16 protein-coding genes and 1 other RNA gene are annotated in these 16228 nt (G+C 72.8%); 16 read left to right on the forward strand and 1 reads right to left on the reverse strand.

Translation table 11 applies throughout. From position 1 onward, the window contains the following. Positions 1-46 precede the first annotated feature (46 nt). The 16 genes from ACYVKZ_RS01455 (at position 47) to ACYVKZ_RS01530 (ending at position 15513) form a co-directional block, all read left to right on the forward strand. A complete protein-coding gene (locus tag ACYVKZ_RS01455) occupies positions 47-1243 on the forward strand; it encodes a substrate-binding domain-containing protein (protein WP_460990254.1) in 1197 nt (398 codons plus the stop codon). Between the two features lie 5 nt (positions 1244-1248). Then, positions 1249-2016, forward strand: coding sequence for an ABC transporter ATP-binding protein (locus ACYVKZ_RS01460; protein WP_460990255.1), 768 nt, complete (start codon positions 1249-1251; stop codon positions 2014-2016). Further along, on the forward strand, positions 2013-2738 hold the full coding sequence (locus ACYVKZ_RS01465; protein WP_460990256.1) for an ABC transporter ATP-binding protein: 726 nt from the start codon (positions 2013-2015) through the stop codon (positions 2736-2738). The genes ACYVKZ_RS01460 and ACYVKZ_RS01465 overlap by 4 nt, the downstream gene beginning before the upstream one ends. Further along, the gene (locus ACYVKZ_RS01470) at positions 2735-3607 is read left to right on the forward strand and encodes a branched-chain amino acid ABC transporter permease (RefSeq protein ID WP_460990257.1); all 873 of its coding nucleotides are present in this window, start codon (positions 2735-2737) and stop codon (positions 3605-3607) included. The genes ACYVKZ_RS01465 and ACYVKZ_RS01470 overlap by 4 nt, the downstream gene beginning before the upstream one ends. Next, entirely contained in the window at positions 3604-4725 is a 1122-nt protein-coding gene (locus tag ACYVKZ_RS01475; RefSeq protein ID WP_460990258.1) for a branched-chain amino acid ABC transporter permease, read from the forward strand. The genes ACYVKZ_RS01470 and ACYVKZ_RS01475 overlap by 4 nt, the downstream gene beginning before the upstream one ends. Beyond that, a complete protein-coding gene (locus ACYVKZ_RS01480) occupies positions 4722-6281 on the forward strand; it encodes an AMP-binding protein (protein ID WP_460990259.1) in 1560 nt (519 codons plus the stop codon). The genes ACYVKZ_RS01475 and ACYVKZ_RS01480 overlap by 4 nt, the downstream gene beginning before the upstream one ends. Continuing rightward, positions 6278-6934, forward strand: coding sequence for a TetR/AcrR family transcriptional regulator (locus tag ACYVKZ_RS01485; protein ID WP_460990260.1), 657 nt, complete (start codon positions 6278-6280; stop codon positions 6932-6934). Before ACYVKZ_RS01480 ends, ACYVKZ_RS01485 begins: the two co-directional genes overlap by 4 nt. Next, positions 6927-7940, forward strand: coding sequence for an alpha/beta fold hydrolase (locus tag ACYVKZ_RS01490; protein WP_460990261.1), 1014 nt, complete (start codon positions 6927-6929; stop codon positions 7938-7940). Before ACYVKZ_RS01485 ends, ACYVKZ_RS01490 begins: the two co-directional genes overlap by 8 nt. Before the next feature lie 115 nt (positions 7941-8055). Further along, positions 8056-8778, forward strand: coding sequence for a cell division ATP-binding protein FtsE (gene ftsE, locus ACYVKZ_RS01495; RefSeq protein WP_310076935.1), 723 nt, complete (start codon positions 8056-8058; stop codon positions 8776-8778). Beyond that, entirely contained in the window at positions 8775-9689 is a 915-nt protein-coding gene (gene ftsX, locus ACYVKZ_RS01500) for a permease-like cell division protein FtsX (protein ID WP_460990262.1), read from the forward strand. Before ftsE ends, ftsX begins: the two co-directional genes overlap by 4 nt. Before the next feature lie 26 nt (positions 9690-9715). Then, the gene (locus tag ACYVKZ_RS01505; RefSeq protein WP_460990263.1) at positions 9716-11170 is read left to right on the forward strand and encodes a peptidoglycan DD-metalloendopeptidase family protein; all 1455 of its coding nucleotides are present in this window, start codon (positions 9716-9718) and stop codon (positions 11168-11170) included. An 85-nt stretch (positions 11171-11255) separates the two neighbouring features. Then, positions 11256-11726, forward strand: coding sequence for an SsrA-binding protein SmpB (gene smpB / locus ACYVKZ_RS01510; RefSeq protein WP_307003855.1), 471 nt, complete (start codon positions 11256-11258; stop codon positions 11724-11726). A 23-nt stretch (positions 11727-11749) separates the two neighbouring features. Then, positions 11750-13075 carry a glycoside hydrolase family 3 N-terminal domain-containing protein gene (locus tag ACYVKZ_RS01515; RefSeq protein ID WP_460990264.1) on the forward strand — a complete coding sequence of 442 codons (1326 nt, stop codon included), beginning with the start codon at positions 11750-11752 and terminating at the stop codon, positions 13073-13075. Between the two features lie 136 nt (positions 13076-13211). Further along, positions 13212-13580: a transfer-messenger RNA gene (gene ssrA / locus ACYVKZ_RS01520) on the forward strand. Between the two features lie 126 nt (positions 13581-13706). After that, positions 13707-15119 carry an MFS transporter gene (locus ACYVKZ_RS01525; protein ID WP_460990265.1) on the forward strand — a complete coding sequence of 471 codons (1413 nt, stop codon included), beginning with the start codon at positions 13707-13709 and terminating at the stop codon, positions 15117-15119. Continuing rightward, positions 15109-15513, forward strand: a complete 405-nt coding sequence (locus tag ACYVKZ_RS01530) for a DUF2568 domain-containing protein (protein ID WP_460990266.1) — start codon at positions 15109-15111, stop codon at positions 15511-15513. Before ACYVKZ_RS01525 ends, ACYVKZ_RS01530 begins: the two co-directional genes overlap by 11 nt. On the opposite strand, the gene ACYVKZ_RS01535 is transcribed toward ACYVKZ_RS01530, so the two are convergent. After that, positions 15510-16223 (reverse strand): metal-dependent transcriptional regulator, encoded by a 714-nt coding sequence (locus ACYVKZ_RS01535; RefSeq protein ID WP_460990267.1) that lies wholly within the window; start codon positions 16221-16223, stop codon positions 15510-15512. The two genes, ACYVKZ_RS01530 and ACYVKZ_RS01535, sit on opposite strands and share 4 nt — an antisense overlap. Positions 16224-16228: the final 5 nt, after the last annotated feature.

Below are 16228 nucleotides of genomic sequence, written 5' to 3' on the forward strand. Positions count from 1 at the left end.
CCAGTCCGCCGGAACCCTCCGAACCACCCGCACGAAAGGCACCCGCGTGAAGGCAACGACGAAGTTCCTCCTCACCGCCTCCCTGGCCACAGGCCTCGCCGCGACCGGCTGCGCCCCGAGCAGCTCCAGCGCCGCCGGGGGCGGCTCGGACTCGGCCCGCACGGTCAACGTCGGCATCGTCTACTCCAAGACGGGCCCGCTCGCCGCCTACGGCGCGGCCTACTACCAGGGCCTCCAGGCCGGGATCAAGTACGCGACCGGCGGCACCGGCAAGGTCGGCAATGCGACCCTGAACCTGACCTATCAGGACGACGGGGGCGATCCGGACAAGGCCGTCGCCGAGGCCAAGGACCTCATCGGCAAGGACTACAAGATCCTCGCCGGCACAGTCGTCTCGGGCGTCGCCCTCAAGCTGGCCCAGCAGGCCGAGCAGAACAAGGTCCTCTACATCTCGGGGCCGGCCGCCACCGACGCGCTCCAGGGCGTCAACAAGTACACGTTCCGCTCCGGGCGGCAGTCGCTCCAGGACGTCGCCACGGCCGGCACCTTCGTGGACAACCTCCAGGGCAAGAAGATCGTGGTGTTCGCCCAGAACAACGCCTTCGGGCAGGGCAACGTCGCGGCCGTCAAGGCCGTCCTGGGCGCCAAGGGAGCCACCGTGCAGCAGGTCCTGGTCCCCGAGGACGCCACCGAGTTCACCCCGTTCGCGCGCCAGATCATCGACGCCAAGCCCGCCATGACGTTCGTCGCGTGGGCCGGCGCCACGAGCGGGGCGATGTGGCAGTCGCTCACGCAGCAGGGCGTGTTCGACGCCGCCCCCGTGGTCACCGGTCTGGGCGACGCCTCGACCTTCTCGGCCTATGGCGCCGCGAGCGGCAAGATCAGCTTCCTCAGCCACTACTTCCCGGGCGCTGGCGGCAACAACGCCGTCGAGCAGGAGATGGTCAAGGACGTCGAGGCCGCCGGTGCCAAGCCGGACCTGTTCACCCCGGACGGCTTCGTGGCCGGCCAGATGATCGTCCAGGCCGTGAAGTCCGGCGCGTCGGTGGACGACATGGTCAAGGGCCTCGAGGGCTACTCGTTCGACGGGCCCAAGGGCAAGGAGAGCGTGCGGGCCTCGGACCACGTGCTCGTCCAGCCGATGTACCAGGCCAAGCTCGTCCAGAAGGACGGCGCCTGGGCCCCGCAGCTGGTCAAGGCGGTCCCGGCCGACGCCGTGGCCCCGGCCGAGAAGAAGGGCTGACCGGCGTGGCAGCGGGCCCGGGGCGTCCCGCCCTCGCGGTGGAGGGCCTCGGGCTCGCGATCGGCGGCGCGAGCATCCTCGCCGAGGTCGGCTTCGCCGTCGCCCGGGGAGAGATGCTCGGGGTGATCGGCCCCAACGGCGCGGGCAAGACCACCCTCTTCAACGTCCTCTCGGGCCTGGCCAGGCCCACCGCGGGCCGCGTGCTCCTGGACGGCCGGGACGTCACCGGCCTGACGGTGCACCGGCGGGCCAAGGCGGGGCTGGGACGGACGTTCCAGACCTCCAGCCTGTTCGGGGCGCTCACCGTGCTCGAGAACGTCCGCCTCGCCGCCCAGGCGCGGCTCGGCGGCTCGCTCTCGGTCCTCGCCTTCCCGCGGACGCACGACGCCGCCACCCGCCGCGCGCGCGAGCGGCTCGCTGAGGTGGGGCTCGCCGACAAGGAGGGGCTGCGGGCGCAGGACCTCTCCCATGGAGACAAGAGGAAGGTGGAGATCGCGATGATGCTCGCGACCGACCCGAGCGTGGTCCTGCTCGACGAGCCCATGGCGGGCGTCGGCTCGGGCGACGTGGGCGCGCTGACCGAGGTGATCCGCGGCCTCCACCGGGACCGCGGGACCACGGTGCTCATGGTCGAGCACCACATGGAGGTAGTCCTCGGGCTCGTGGACCGTGTCGCCGTCATGCACCACGGGCGGCTCCTGGCCATCGGCACCCCGGAGGCCGTCATGGCCGACGACACCGTGCAGGCCGCGTACCTGGGGGAGCCCGTATGACCGCGGTCCTGGCGATCGAGGGGCTCTCGGCCCATGTGGGCGGCCAGCAGGTGGTCGAGGACGTCGGGTTCGACGTGCCCGACCGCGGCGTGACGGCACTGCTCGGCCGCAACGGCGTGGGCAAGACGAGCACCATCAAGGCGGTCCTCGGCCTGATCGGGCGCCGCGGACGGGTCACCCTGGCCGGCGAGCGGATCGACGGGGAGCCGACCCACCGGATCGTCCAGCGGGGCGTGGGCTACGTGCCGGAGGACCGCGAGGTCTTCTCCAAGCTCACCGTCCAGGAGAACCTGCAGCTCTCGGTCCGCGGGCGCGGCTCGAAGGAGCGCCGGGATCTGGTCGCGGACCTGTTCCCCGACCTCGTCCGCCGGGCCCACCAGGCGGCCGGGACGCTCTCGGGCGGCCAGCAGCAGATGGTCTCCCTCGCTCGGGCGCTGCTGAACGAGAACCGGATCCTGCTCGTGGACGAGCCGACCAAGGGCCTCGCGCCGAAGGTCGTCCAGGAGGTGGCCGTGGCGCTCGAGGCCGCCGCCCGGGAGGTCCCGATCCTGCTCGTCGAGCAGAACCTCGCGGTGGTCCGCAGGCTCGCCGCCGGCGCCATCGTGCTCTCGGGAGGGCGCGTCGTGCACCGCAGCGACGATGCCCGGGACCTGCTCGACGACGAACCGCTCACGCGCCGCCTGCTCGGCGTCGGCGGGGATGCCAAGGAGACCGCCCGATGAGCACCGTCATCCTCCTGCTCGTCACCGGCCTGGGCCTGGGGGCCCTCTACTTCCTCGTGGCCTCGGGCCTGTCCCTCATCTACGGGCTCATGGGCGTGCTGAACTTCGCGCACGGGTCCTTCCTCACGCTCGGGGCCTTCCTCGGCTGGGAGGCCGCGCGCCGGCTCGGCGCGGACTCGTGGGGGTCCTTCCTGCTCTCGCTCGTGGTGGGCGCGGCCGCGGGGGCGGCCGTCGCCGCGGTCACCGAGCTCGCGCTCATCCGCCCGCTGTACCTGCGGCATATCGAGCAGGTGCTCGTCACCGTGGGGCTCTCGTTGGCAACGGTGGCGCTGTTCGACGGGATCTGGGGCACCGACGCCGTCTACATCGGCGGCCCGGCCTGGTTCAAGGACACGACCGACATCCTCGGCGCCAAGGTCCCCAACGACAGGTTCGTGGCGATCGCCTGTGCCGCGCTCGTCCTCGCGGGCCTCGCGGTCTTCCTCCGGCGCACCCGGTACGGCCTCATCATCCGCGCCGGCGTGGAGAACCGGGCCATGGTGACGGCGCTCGGCATCGACGTGCGGAAGGCGTTCACGCTCGTCTTCGCGATCGGCGGCGCCGCCGCGGGCCTGGGCGGCGTGCTCGCGAGCCACTACTTCGGCTACGTCTCGCCCCTGCTGGGCGGTTCGCTGCTCATCTTCGCGTTCATCGTCACCGTGATCGGGGGGCTGGGTTCCCTCACCGGCGCCGCGATTGCCTCGGTCGGGGTCGCTGTGCTCCAGCAGTTCGCCAACTTCTACTTCGGGATCGGTGATTTCGTGGTCGTCCTCGCTCTCGCCGTGGTGCTGCTCGTCCGCCCCCGCGGCCTCCTCGGGGCGGCGGCATGACGGCCCGGGCGGAACATCGGCACCGTGTCCGCCGCGGCGCCGCGCCCTGGGGACGGGTCGCCGGCGGCGCCGCCACGGTCGCGGTCCTGGCCCTGCTGCCGCTCTTCGCGATCGACCTCCCGGGCGTCCTGCCGGGCCCCACCTACACCCCGGGGTCGCTGCAGCTGCTCGCCCTGTGCTTCGCGATGGCGGCGGCCTTGAGCTACCACCTCCTGCTGGGCGCGGCGGGGCTGCTCTCGTTCGGCCACGCCCTCTCCTTCGGCGCCGGGGTGTACGGCCTCGCCGTCATCCTCGGCCACCTCGGGCTGCCCCTGGTCCCCGCGGCGCTGCTGGCCCTCGTGCTGGCCACCGCCCTCGCCCTCGCTGTGGGGAGCATCAGCCTGCGGGTCGGGGGCATCCCGTTCGCGATGGTGACGCTCGCCTTCGCCCAGGCGGGCTCGGTGCTCGTGCGCCGCAATCCGGGCGGGGCCACCGGCGGCGACGAGGGGCTGAGCCTGTCCGCTGAGCACCTGCCGGACGCCCTCGTGGGCGTGGTCAACACGCGCAACCTCTACTGGCTCGCGCTCGCGGCGCTCGTGGCGGTCTACGCGGTCGTGCTCTGGATCCAGTCCAGCCGGGCCGGCCATGTGGCCGAGGCCGTCCGGGAGAACGAGCTCAGGGCACGGGTGCTGGGGCTGGCCCCCTTCGCTCCGAAGCTGATCGTCTTCACCGTCGGCGGGGCGCTGGCCGCGGTGGCCGGCATGGTCTTCCTGCTCCTGCAGTCGGGTGCCGTGCCGAGCTCGGTCTCCTCGGACTTCACCATCACCCTCCTGGTCATGGTGGTGCTCGGCGGCGTCGGGTCGCGCTGGGGCGCGGTGGTCGGGGGCGTGCTCTACACGCTGCTCGACCAGCGGCTCGCCGCGCTCGCGGCGTCGCCGGCCATCAAGGAGCTGCCCCCCGTGCTGCGGATCCCGCTGTCCGAGCCCCTGTTCATCCTCGGTACGCTGTTCATCCTCGTGGTGGTGTTCCTTCCGGGCGGCCTCGCCGGCGCTGCCGCGAGGCTGCGGCCGCGCCGCCGCGGTGCCGCACGCGCGCCCGAGCCGGAGGAACGGCTCGACCGAGTACTGGAGGACGCATGAGAGCACAGGGCGCCGACGGGCTGCACACCCTCGGACGGTGGACGGCCGACCGCGCACGGAGCACCCCGGAGCGCATCGCGGTCGACGACCGCGGCGTGACCCTCACGTACCGCGAGCTCGAGCAGCGCGCCGCCGCGCTCGCCGAGGCCCTCGCAGACGCCGGGTACGCCCCGGGGCAGCGGATCGCTACCCTCACGGGCAACAGCGCCGACCATGTCGTGGTCTTCTTCGCCTGCGCGAAGGCGGGGCTCACGCTCGTCCCGCTGTCCTGGCGGCTCGCCCCGGCCGAGCTCGCCGAGCAGCTCGCCGTGTGCGCACCCGCGCTCCTGGTCATCGAGGCGGAGCATGCGGCACTCGGCGCCGCCGCGACCGCGCTCCTGGCCGAGCCGCCGCGGACCGCGCGGCCCGGCCGCGAGGGGATCGAGCGCGGTCTGCCGCGGGCGGGGGACCCGGTGCCGCGGCGCGGAGTGGACGACGACGACCCGCTGCTCGCGGTGTTCACCTCCGGGACCTCCGGGGGGCGCGCCAAGGCCGCCGTCCTGACCCACGCGAACTGCTTCTGGACCAACCTCTCGTTCTCGCGCACGGTGGAGGTCGGCCGCGACGACGTGGTGCTGTGCATCATGCCGCAGTTCCACGTGGGCGGCTGGAACATCCACGCCCTCCTGGCCTGGTGGACCGGGGCGACGGTGGTCCTCGAGCGCGGCTTCGATGCCGGCCGCGTCCTGCAGCTCATCGCCCAGCGCAGGGTCACCACCATGATGGGCGTCCCGGCCCACTACCTCATGCTGTCCCAGCACCCCGGCTTCGCCCGCACCGACCTGACGAGCCTGGACCGCGCCGTGGTCGGCGGCGCACCCATGCCGGCGCCGCTGCTGCGCACGTGGCACGCCCGCGGCGTCGCCCTCACGCAGGGCTACGGGCTCACCGAGGCAGGCCCCAACGTGCTGTGCCTGGCTCCCGAGGAGGCGCTGCGCCGCGTCGGGTCCGCGGGGACCCCGTACCCGCACGTCGAGATCGCGGTCGCGGACCCCGCCACCGGCCAGGAGCTCGAGGGCGAGGGACGCGGCGAGCTGTGGGTCCGCGGCCCCGGCGTGTTCGCCGGCTACCTCGACGACCCCGCCGCGACCGCCGAGGTCCTCGTGGACGGCTGGCTGCGCACCGGAGACGTCGTCGAGCGGGACGCCGACGGGTTCCTCCGCGTCGTCGACCGGCTCAAGGACATCTACATCTCGGGCGGGGAGAACGTCTCGCCCTCCGAGGTCGAACAGGCCCTGCTCGCGCACCCCGCGGTGGCGGACGCCGCGGTCGTCGGCACCCCGGACGAACGCTGGGGAGAGACGGGCCTGGCCTTCGTCGTCGCCCGCCACGGCGCGGCCACCGACGCCCAGGAGCTCACGGAGCACCTCCGCGGCGTCCTCGCGCACTTCAAGGTTCCCCGCACCATCGAATTCGTCGACGAGGTGCCGCGCACGGGCCTGCACAAGGTCGCGAGGGCCAGGCTGCGGGCCGGGGCCGAGCGCTGCGCCGGGTCCGCGACGGGGGAGCGGGCATGAGCGCCCAGCCCCGCACCGCCCGCGGCACGAGGACCAGGACCAGGCTGCTCGCCGCCGCCGAGGACGTCTTCGCCTCCGCCGGCTACCACGACGCCTCGATCGTGAAGATCACCGAGCAGGCGGGGATCGGCCTCGGGACCTTCTACCTCTACTTCGCGGGCAAGCAGGAGATCTTCGACGAAGTCGTGGACGACCTCAACGCCCGCGTCCGGCACGCGATGACCGAGGCGGCCCGCGCGGCCGGGACGCGCCTGGAGGCGGAACGGGCCGGGTTCCGGGCGTTCTTCCGCTTCACGGCGGAGCATCCGGCCCTGTACCGAATCATCCGGCAGGCCGAGTTCGTCTCGCCCGCGGCCCAGCGGCGCCACTACGAGAAGATCGTTCGCAGCTACGTCCACGGCCTCGCCGCCGCCCAGGAGGCGGGCGAGGTCCGGCCCATGGACCCCGAGGTGGCGGCCTGGGCCCTCATGGGTATGGGCGAGCTCTTCGGGATGCGCTACATCTTGTGGGAGGCCGAGGACCGCGGGGCCGACGGTTCCCGCGTGGAGATCCCGGACCGGGTGCTCGACGAGCTCATGGGCATCATCCAGCGCGGACTGGCCCCCGCGCCGGCACCAGCAGACAGACCGAGAGAGGACGGCTCGCATGAGTGAGACCCTGGACTACCGCACCTTCGACGTGGAGGTGCGCGGCGGTGCGCTGCGCGCCGGAGAGTGGTCCCGGAGGGGCCGCGAGGGGGGACAGACGGTCCTCGCCGTCCACGGGGTCACCTCCTCCCACCTCGCCTGGCCGTTCGTGGCCCGCACGCTGCTCGCACCCCCGGCGGAGTGGCCGGGGGGCTCCGCGGACGACGCCGGCGGCCCGGGTTCCGCCCTCGGCGTCGCCCGGGTGGTGGCCCCGGACCTGCGCGGACGGGGCCGCAGCAACGCGCTGCCGGGCCCCTACGGCATGGCGCAGCACGCCGACGACCTCGCCGCCGTGCTGCGCGCGGCGGGAGCGGACGCGGACCGCCCCGCCGTCGTCGTGGGCCACTCGATGGGCGCGTTCGCGTCCCTCGTCCTCGCGGACCGGCACGCCGAGCTCGTCGAGCGGCTCGTGCTCGTGGACGGCGGCATCCCGCTCGCGCCGCCGCCCGGCATGAGCCCGGAAGAGGCGCTCCAGGCCCTGCTCGGACCCGCCGCCGAGCGCCTGCGGATGGAGTTCGCGAGCCCCGAGTCCTACCTCGACTACTGGGGGCCGCATCCGGCGTTCACGGGGGCCTGGACGCCTGAGTTCGAGGACTACATCCGCTACGACCTCGACGGCGCCGCGCCCCGCCTGCGCCCCGCCACCGCCCTGGCCGCCCTCGCCGACGACAACGCCGATCTGTACGGCGGGGAGTCGCTCCTGGGCGCCCTCGACCGGCTCCGGGTGCCCACGCTCCTGCTGCGGGCCGAGCGCGGCCTGCTCGGCAAGCTTCCGCCCCTCTACCCGGCCGAGGTGATGGACCGCGTGCGGCAGGAGCACCCCGCGATCGACGTGCGCGACGTGCCGGGGACGAACCACTACACGATCGTCATGACGCCGGACGGCGCGGCCACCGTGGCAGGGGCCGTGCTGGCCGGGGCACCGCTCGCCGCAGACGCGTCCGCGCTCCGGGACTCCGACACGCCGGGGTGAGAACCCCGGGACGTCCTGCCCTTGTGCTTATAGTCGAGCAGCCGGCGCCCCCTGCCTCCGAGCCTCGCCCGAGCGCCGGGCTCAGGACGCGTGCGTCCCGACGGGTTTGAGAGCAATGATCCGCTTCGACAATGTCACGAAGGTCTACGACCGGAAGGCCCGCCCGGCGCTCGACTCCGTCAGTCTCGAGATCGAGCGGGGGGAGTTCGCCTTCCTCGTCGGCGCCTCGGGATCCGGCAAGTCCACCTTCCTCCGCCTCGTCATGCGCGAGGAACGGGCAACGAGCGGCGCGGTGCTGGTGGCCGGGCAGAACGTGGCCTCGCTGCCGAGCTGGCGCGTGCCCCGCCTGAGGCGCGGCATCGGCGTCGTGTTCCAGGACTTCCGGCTCCTGCCGCAGAAGACCGTGTTTGCCAACGTCGCCTTCGCCATGCAGGTGATCGGGCGCAGCCGCGCGATCATCCGCGACGCCGTCCCCGAGGTCCTCAAGACGGTGGGCCTGGAGGGCAAGGGCCACCGCATGCCGCACGAGCTCTCCGGCGGCGAGCAGCAGCGCGTGGCGATCGCCCGTGCGGTCGTGAACCGCCCCGGGATCCTCCTCGCGGACGAGCCCACCGGAAACCTCGACCCGACCACGTCCCAGGGGATCATGTCCGTCCTCGACCGCATCAACCAGAACGGCACCACCGTGGTGATGGCCACCCATGACACCGACATCGTCAACTCGATGCGCAAGCGCGTGATCGAGCTCGTGGACGGGCGCGTGATCCGCGACGAGGCCAAGGCGCTGTACACCTCGATGATCCCCGCGGTGGCCCCGGCCGGGGGAGAGCGCGCATGAGGGCCGCCTTCATCCTCGGCGAGATCGCGAGCGGCCTGCGCCGGAACCTGACCATGGTGGTCTCGGTGGTGCTCGTGACCTTCGTGTCGCTGACCTTCGTGGGCGCTGCCGGCATGCTGCAGCTGCAGATCAACCAGATGAAGGGCTACTGGTACGACCGCGTGCAGGTGGCCATCTTCCTGTGCAACGGCACCTCGAAGGCCCCCGGCTGCGTCTCCGGCGCCGTGACCGACGACCAGCGCAAGTCGCTCGAGGCCCTGCTCTCGTCCCCGGCCGTCGCCCAGTACGTGTCCGACTACCACTTCGAGTCCCAGAACGAGGCCTACCAGCACTACCGCGAGCAGTTCGCGAACTCCCCGATCGTGGACTCCGTGACGCCGGACCAGCTCCCGGCCTCCTTCAGGGTCAACCTCAAGGACCCCCAGAAGTACCAGATCATCTCCGAGACCTTCTCCTCGCGGCCGGGTGTCCGGCTCGTGAGCGACCAGCGGGAGGTCCTCGAACGGCTCTTCTCGGTCATGAACGCCGCCTCGCTCGTCGCGATCGTCATCGCGGGGGTCATGATCGTCTGTGCGATCCTCCTCATCGCCACGACGATCAGGCTCTCGGCCTTCAGCCGGCGCCGCGAGACCGGGATCATGCGCCTCGTCGGGGCGTCCAAGCTCATGATCCAGCTCCCGTTCGTGCTGGAGGGGACCATCGCGGCCGTGGTCGGCGCGGTGCTCGCCTCGGGCACCCTCTGGGCCGTGGCGAAGTTCTTCCTCGGTGACGTCCTGACGTCCCAGTACCCCGGGACGGCGTTCATCTCGCCCTCCCAGACCCTCATGCTCGCGCCGCTGCTCGTCGGAACGGGCGTGGTCCTCGCGGGCGTCTCATCGATGCTGACCCTGCGTCGGTATCTCAAGGTTTAGACGGACAGGAGCGCAGACGGATGCAGGTGGTCCCCACTCGAGCCGGCTTCGTGCCCGGGGGAGGCCGTACGGCGTTCCGCCGGGCCACCGGGCTCACGGCGGCGGCGATGCTCGTGGTCGCCCTCGCGCTGTCCGGCTCCGGGGCGAGGGCGGACAACCTCGACGACCAGAAGGCCCAGCTGGACCAGCGCGCCCAGGAGGTGAAGGATTCCCTCGAGTTCCTCGACGGGAAGATCCAGCAGACCGCCGCCGACCTGGCGACGTACCAGGCCCGCCTCCCCGGGGCCCAGCAGGCGCTGCTCGACGCCCAGGGCCGCGTCGCCGCCGCGAGCAACGAGGTCGACGCGCTGGCCGTCCGTGTCGACGCCGCGCAGCAGAGCAAGGCCAAGATCACGGCCCAGCTCCAGAGCGACCGCGGCAAGATGGACAGCACCAAGAAGCTCATCGGCGAGATCGCGAGCGAGTCCTACATGTCCGGCGGAGTGCCCTCGAACGTCGGGCTCATGCTCGGGTCGGGGGAGACGGGCTCGCTGAGCGGCTCGCTCGACCTCGCGGACACCGTGATGGAGAGCCAGAACACGGCGCTGGACCAGCTCGCGCAGCAGAACGCCGCGAACGTGAACTCGCAGGCGCGCCTCGCGGCCGTGGAGGCCGAGATCGAGGACCTCAAGGGCAAGGCGGACGAGGCGCTCAAGAAGGAGCAGGCCGCCCGCGACGACGCCGCGGCGAAGAAGGCCGCCGTGGACAAGCTGGTGGACGACACGGGCCGGCTGAGCAAGGAGCTCGAGGCGCAGAAGCCCGCCATCCAGAAGCAGATCGCCGACGTCAAGGCCCAGCAGGACCAGGTCGCCGCCCAGATCCAGGACCGCGACCGCAGGCTCCGCGAGGCGTGGGAGGCCGAGCAGCGGCGCATCGCCGCCCAGCGGGCCGAGGAGGCCCGGCAGGCCGCCATCCGCGCCGGCCAGGCCCGGGCGGCCGCCGAGGCTGCGGCCCAGGCCGCCGCCAACCAGGCCGCGGAGGAGACGCGCCAGGCGCAGTCGGCGGCGGTGACGCCCTCCGCGTTCGGGCTCATCCACCCGTTTGACGGCAACATCCCCATCACCTCGGGCTTCGGCTGGCGCGCGACGCCGCCGGGCACGATCGACTTCTACGGGACCGGCGGCTACATGCACACCGGCATCGACTTCGGCGCCGCCTGCGGCACCCCGGTCCATGCCGCCGCGGCGGGCACCGTGACCGTCGGCGGATGGACCACCGGCGGCGGCGGGTGGACGGTGATGATCTCCCACGGCGTGGTGAACGGGAACTCTCTGACCACCGTCTACTACCACAACACGAACGTCGTGGTCTCGCCGGGCCAGCAGGTGAGCCAGGGGCAGCTGATCGCCTACTCGGGCAACACCGGCAACTCGACCGGCTGCCACGCCCACTTCGAGACCTGGCTCAACGGCCAGCCCGTCAATCCCATGGGGCTGCTGTAGACTGGTAGGTCCCGTGCCGCGCCACGCGGCAGCGAATGTCCCCCCTGATCGCAGACCGATCACCGAATCCGCAAGGAGTGCCGCCGTGCCCAGAGAGAGTGGCCGGAAGGTCGTGGCCACCAACCGCAAGGCCCGGCACGACTACGAGGTCCTGGACACCTGGGAGGCCGGGCTCGTCCTCATGGGCACCGAGGTGAAGTCGCTCCGCGAGGGCCACATCTCCCTCGCCGAGGGCTTCTGCCACTTCGACCGGGGCGAGCTGTGGCTCGAGGCGGTCAACATCCCCGAGTACACCCAGGGGTCCTGGACCAACCACCCGTCCAAGCGGAAGCGCAAGCTCCTGCTGCACCGGGAGGAGCTCGCGAAGATCGAGCACAAGGTCAACGAGTCGGGGCTGACAGTGGTGCCGCTGCAGGTGTACTTCAGCGACGGCCGCGCCAAGGTCGAGATCGCGCTCGCGCGCGGCAAGAAGGACTACGACAAGCGCCACGCCCTCCGCGAGGCGCAGGACAAGCGCGAGGCCCTGCGCGCCATGCGGGCCCGGAACCGCCGCTGACGGAACAGCGCCGGAGACAGGACATGCCCCACAGGAACTGGAAGGTCTGGGCTGCGGTCGCGGTCGGCATCGTTGCCGTGCTCGCGGTGGCGGGCGCCCTGGTCCTGCCGCGCCTGTTCGCAGGCCCCACGGCCGCGCAGGGACCGACCCCGTCCGCGGCGGCCGCCAGTCCGGGTCCCGCCTCGCCCTCGGGGGCCAGCACCCGGCCGACGCCGACCGCCACCCCGAGCGCCGCCGGTGCGCCGCCGACGTCGTCCGCCCCCACGCCGCGTCCGAGCACCACGGCGAGCCCCGGCACAAGCCGCGCGGCCCAGATCCTGGCCTCGATGAGCCTCGAGCAGCGCGTGGGGCAGATCATCATGGTCAGCTCCCCGGCGGCCGGCCCCGACGCCGCGGCCCTCGACGCCATGCGCCGGCTCCACATCGGCAACGTCTTCCTCAAGGGCCGCTCGACCGCCGGGGTGGGGGCCGTGGCCGCCGTCGTCCGCGGCATCAGGGCCGAGGCCACGGACGCCGCGACCCGGCGGGTGGGACAGTTCATCGCCACCGACCAGGAGGGCGGCCAGGTCCAGGTCCTGCGCGGCCCGGGGTTCTCCGACATGCCCACGGCCCTCGCGCAGGGGAGCATGGGGCCCGCAGCCCTGCGGGCCGCCGCTGCGGGGTGGGGCCGCGAGCTGGCCGCCGCGGGCGTCAATGTGAACTTCGCCCCCGTCATGGACACCGTGCCGTCCGCGGCGTTCGCACCGCAGAACACGCCCATCGGGCACTTCCAGCGCGAGTTCGGCTACACCCCGGCGGCGGTCTCCGCCCACGGCATCGCCTTCGCCCAGGGGATGGCCGACGCCGGCCTCGTCGCGGTGCCCAAGCACTTCCCCGGCCTCGGGCGCGTCACTGCGAACACCGACACGGCCTCGGGCGTCACGGACACCGTGACCGGCCGGCATGACCCCTTCGTCGCGCCCTTCGCGGACGCGGTGAAGGCCGGGGCGCCGTGGATGATGCTCTCCAACGCCTCCTACCCGGCCATCGACGCGCGGCACGACGCAGTCTTCTCGCCGACCGTGATCGGGGGCATGCTGCGCGGCGACCTCGGCTTCCGCGGCGTCGTCGTCTCGGACGACCTCTGCGACGCGGTCCAGCTCTCCGGCGTCGCCCCCGAGCAGCGCGGGGCGGACTTCCTCGCCGCCGGCGGCACGCTGGCGCTGTGCACGGACCAGCAGCTGGCTCCGCGGATCTGGGCCGGGATCGTGGCCCGCGCGAAGGCAGACCCGGCGTTCGCCTCCACGGTGGACGCCGCCGCGCTGGCCGTCCTCGGCGCGAAGGACCGGGCAGGCCTCCTTCCGCGGTGACGCCGCCGCCCGGGGCGCGCTGCCGGCCCGCGGTGCGGGCGGGAATATCTGCGCCGCCCCACGCGCTATACTGGCTGTTCCGACGGTTCGCCGGCGGAGCCCCGGTTCAGGCCGGGGCGGTTTGACAACCACATACGGGGATGATCGGTTTCGACGGTGTAGGTCGAGACAGGGGAAGCGGGCCGAGGATGCAGAGTCATCTCGTCAACGCTCTCTGTAAACCAATAAGTGCCAACTCTAAGCGCACTGACTTCGCCCTCGCTGCCTAAGTAGCGAGCAAGTCCGTCAGCCCGGGATTGCTATCGTCCCGGATCCTGGCGTCGATTAGATAGCCACTGCTGGCAGCTCTCGTCGTCGGAGCTGCTGGGACTTTTAGACGACTGGGCCCGGGTCAGCCACTGGTGTGCATGATGGCTGGGGCCGAGAAATCCCGACGCACACTGCGCCCGGAGAATACCTGGCAAAACCGCACCGGACGGGGGTTCAATTCCCCCCATCTCCACCCTGGACCGCAGCGGTCCCTCCGTACAGGAGGGACCGCTGCAGTGCTTTAACGCCCACGCATCCGTGCTCAGGAGGGTGTTGCGCCCCAGATCTCGTACCGGCAGGGGATAGCGGGGAGGATGGCCCTGTGAACGCTCCGGATGCGGCCGCCCTGCGCCGCGTACTGCTCGCTGCCGTCACCTCGAGCTGCCTCGTGATCATCGACTCCTCAGGGGTGGGCCTCGCGCTCCCCGCGATCCAGCGCGAACTGGGCGGCGGCCTCCTCCTCCAGCAGTGGGTGGTGGACGGCTACCTCCTCACCCTCGGCTCGCTGCTCCTGGCGGCCGGCGCAGTCGCGGACCGCTGGGGCACCGAGCGGATGCTCGCCGTGGGCACGGCAGCGTTCACGCTCACGTCAGTGGCCTGCGGCCTCGCACCGGCCGGCTGGGTCCTCGTCGGGGCCCGGGTCCTTCAGGGCGCGGCGGGAGCGCTCATCACGCCCAGCGCCCTAGCCCTCATCACGGCCTCCGCGGAGGGGCCGGTCCGACTCCGGCTGATCGCCCGGTGGACGGCGTGGACGGCCGCGGCCTCCGTTGCTGCCCCGTTCATCGGGGGTGCCCTGGTGACGCTCGGCAGCTGGAGGCTCGTGTTCCTGGTCAATCTCGTCCCCGCGGCCGTCCTGGCCCGCCCGCTCGCGGTGCTGCGGCGCGGCGCGGCCCCGCGGCCGCCGCAGACAGAGCCGTTCGACCTGGCGAGCGCGGGGCTGGGAGTCGTGGGCCTCGGCGGGATCGTGCTGGGGCTCATCTGGCAGACCACGCTGGGGTGGGCCAGTGCCTGGGTCCTCGGCCCGCTCGCTGTCGGGGCCGCGGCGGTGGCGGCCTATGCCGCGCGGCAGCGCCGTGCCGCCTCGCCGCAGCTCCCGCTGGCACTCTTCCGCAACCGCACCTTCGCGGCCGGCAACGTGGCCACGGTCTGGGCCTACGGCGCCCTCGGGCTCGGAGCCTTCCTCGTGGGCCTGTACCTCCAGCAGCGGATGGGGCTGACAGCATTCGCCGCCGGCGTGGGGATGCTTCCCGCCACCCTGCCGATGCTCTTCCTCTCCGGCACGGTGGCGCGGCTCACGGCCCGCACGGGACCGCGGCTGCCGATGGCCGCCGGCCCGGCCATCGCCGCCGCCGGCTTCGCCTGGCTCGCCCTGTCCGCTCCGCCGCTGGGGTACTGGCGGGACGTCTTCGGCCCCATGGTGCTGCTGGGCCTGGGCCTCGCCGTCATGGTGGCACCGCTGACCTCGACGGTCCTCGGGGCGGTGCCGGCCGGGTCAGAGGGCGTGGGCTCGGCGGTGAACAATGCCGCCGCGCGCATCGCGTCCCTCGTGGCGATCGCAGCCTCGGGGGCGATCGTCGGCGGGATGCTCGACGACGTCGGCTTCCGGCGCGGGACGGCGGCGACGGCGCTCCTGCTCGCCGCCGCCGCGGCAACCTCCGCCGTGGGCATCCCGGCCGCCAGGATCAGGGCACGGGGGCACCGCACGAGTTCTGGGAGGGACCGCCATGACCTCTGACGCCACGCGACGCAGGGCCGGCCGCCGGCCCGCCCCACGGGGGCGCGAGGCCCCGGGCGGCCCGTGGAACATTCTGCATGCCGCGCTCGCGTTCCTCCTCGAGGTGGCCGCCCTCGGGGCCTCCTGGTATCTGGGCAGCAGGCTCGCGCCCGGGGCGGGCGGCGCGGTCGCGGGCCTGGTCCTGGCCGCCGCGTTCGCCGTCGCCTGGGGCGTGTTCATGGCGCCCCGGGCAGCCAGGAGGATCCCCTGGCCCTGGCGCCCCCTCATGGCTCTGGGCGCGTTCGGAGCGGCTGGGCTCGCCGCTGCGGCCGCCGGGCAGCCGCTGGGCCTCGCGCTGGCAGTCCTCGCCCTGGCCGACACGGTGCTCGCCTTCTGGCTCCAGCCGAAGTACTAGGCGCCGGGCTCGAGCGTGCAGCCCGGGTGCGGATGGCCGCTGCGGACCCACACGGCGTCGGCCACCTCGTCCGCGACGTCGAAGTCGCGCGAGGCGCCGCCGTCGTCGATGCGCACCACGAGCGGGCCGCCGAACGGCTTGCGCCGCACCACGGTCACGTCCGTGTCGAGGGAGATCCTCTCCTGTGCCAGGTAGCGGAGCAGATCGGGGTTCTCGTCGCTGATGCGCGTGATGCGTCCCGCGTGCCCGGGATCCAGCTCGCGCAGGCGGTGGGCGTCGATGTGGGGGACGGTTCCCTCCGCCGTCGGGATCGGGTCTCCGTGCGGGTCGCGGGCGGGGTTCCCGAGCTTGTCCGCGAGCCGCTCGACGAAGAGGTCGGAGACCGCGTGCTCGAGCAGCTCCGCCTCGACGTGCACCTCGTCCCAGCTGTACCCGAGCTCGTTGACCAGGAAGGTCTCGAGCAGGCGGTGCCTGCGGACCATGGTGAGCGCCACGCGGCGCCCTTCCTCCGTGAGCCGCACGGCGCCGTACGGGCGGTGGTCCACGAGCCCGAGGTCCTTGAGCTTGCGGACCATCTCCGACACCGACGAGTTCGCCACGCCGAGCCGTGCCGCGAGCTGCGAGGACGTGATGGGAGCGTCCTGCCACTCGGTGAAGGCATAGATCGTCTTCACGTAGTCCTCTGTGGAGGAGGAGAGCTGGCTTTTCACGCCAC

It is taken from the genome of Sinomonas soli (assembly GCF_054782415.1).

Coding starts and splice junctions, on each gene's coding strand:
- ACYVKZ_RS01490 (WP_460990261.1), top strand. CDS start 6,927: ATGAGTGAGACCCTGGACTACCGCACCTTCGACGTGGAGGTGCGCGGC.
- ACYVKZ_RS01485 (WP_460990260.1), top strand. CDS start 6,278: ATGAGCGCCCAGCCCCGCACCGCCCGCGGCACGAGGACCAGGACCAGG.
- ACYVKZ_RS01465 (WP_460990256.1), top strand. CDS start 2,013: ATGACCGCGGTCCTGGCGATCGAGGGGCTCTCGGCCCATGTGGGCGGC.
- ACYVKZ_RS01530 (WP_460990266.1), top strand. CDS start 15,109: ATGACCTCTGACGCCACGCGACGCAGGGCCGGCCGCCGGCCCGCCCCA.
- ACYVKZ_RS01515 (WP_460990264.1), top strand. CDS start 11,750: ATGCCCCACAGGAACTGGAAGGTCTGGGCTGCGGTCGCGGTCGGCATC.
- ftsE (WP_310076935.1), top strand. CDS start 8,056: ATGATCCGCTTCGACAATGTCACGAAGGTCTACGACCGGAAGGCCCGC.
- ftsX (WP_460990262.1), top strand. CDS start 8,775: ATGAGGGCCGCCTTCATCCTCGGCGAGATCGCGAGCGGCCTGCGCCGG.
- ACYVKZ_RS01475 (WP_460990258.1), top strand. CDS start 3,604: ATGACGGCCCGGGCGGAACATCGGCACCGTGTCCGCCGCGGCGCCGCG.
- ACYVKZ_RS01470 (WP_460990257.1), top strand. CDS start 2,735: ATGAGCACCGTCATCCTCCTGCTCGTCACCGGCCTGGGCCTGGGGGCC.
- ACYVKZ_RS01480 (WP_460990259.1), top strand. CDS start 4,722: ATGAGAGCACAGGGCGCCGACGGGCTGCACACCCTCGGACGGTGGACG.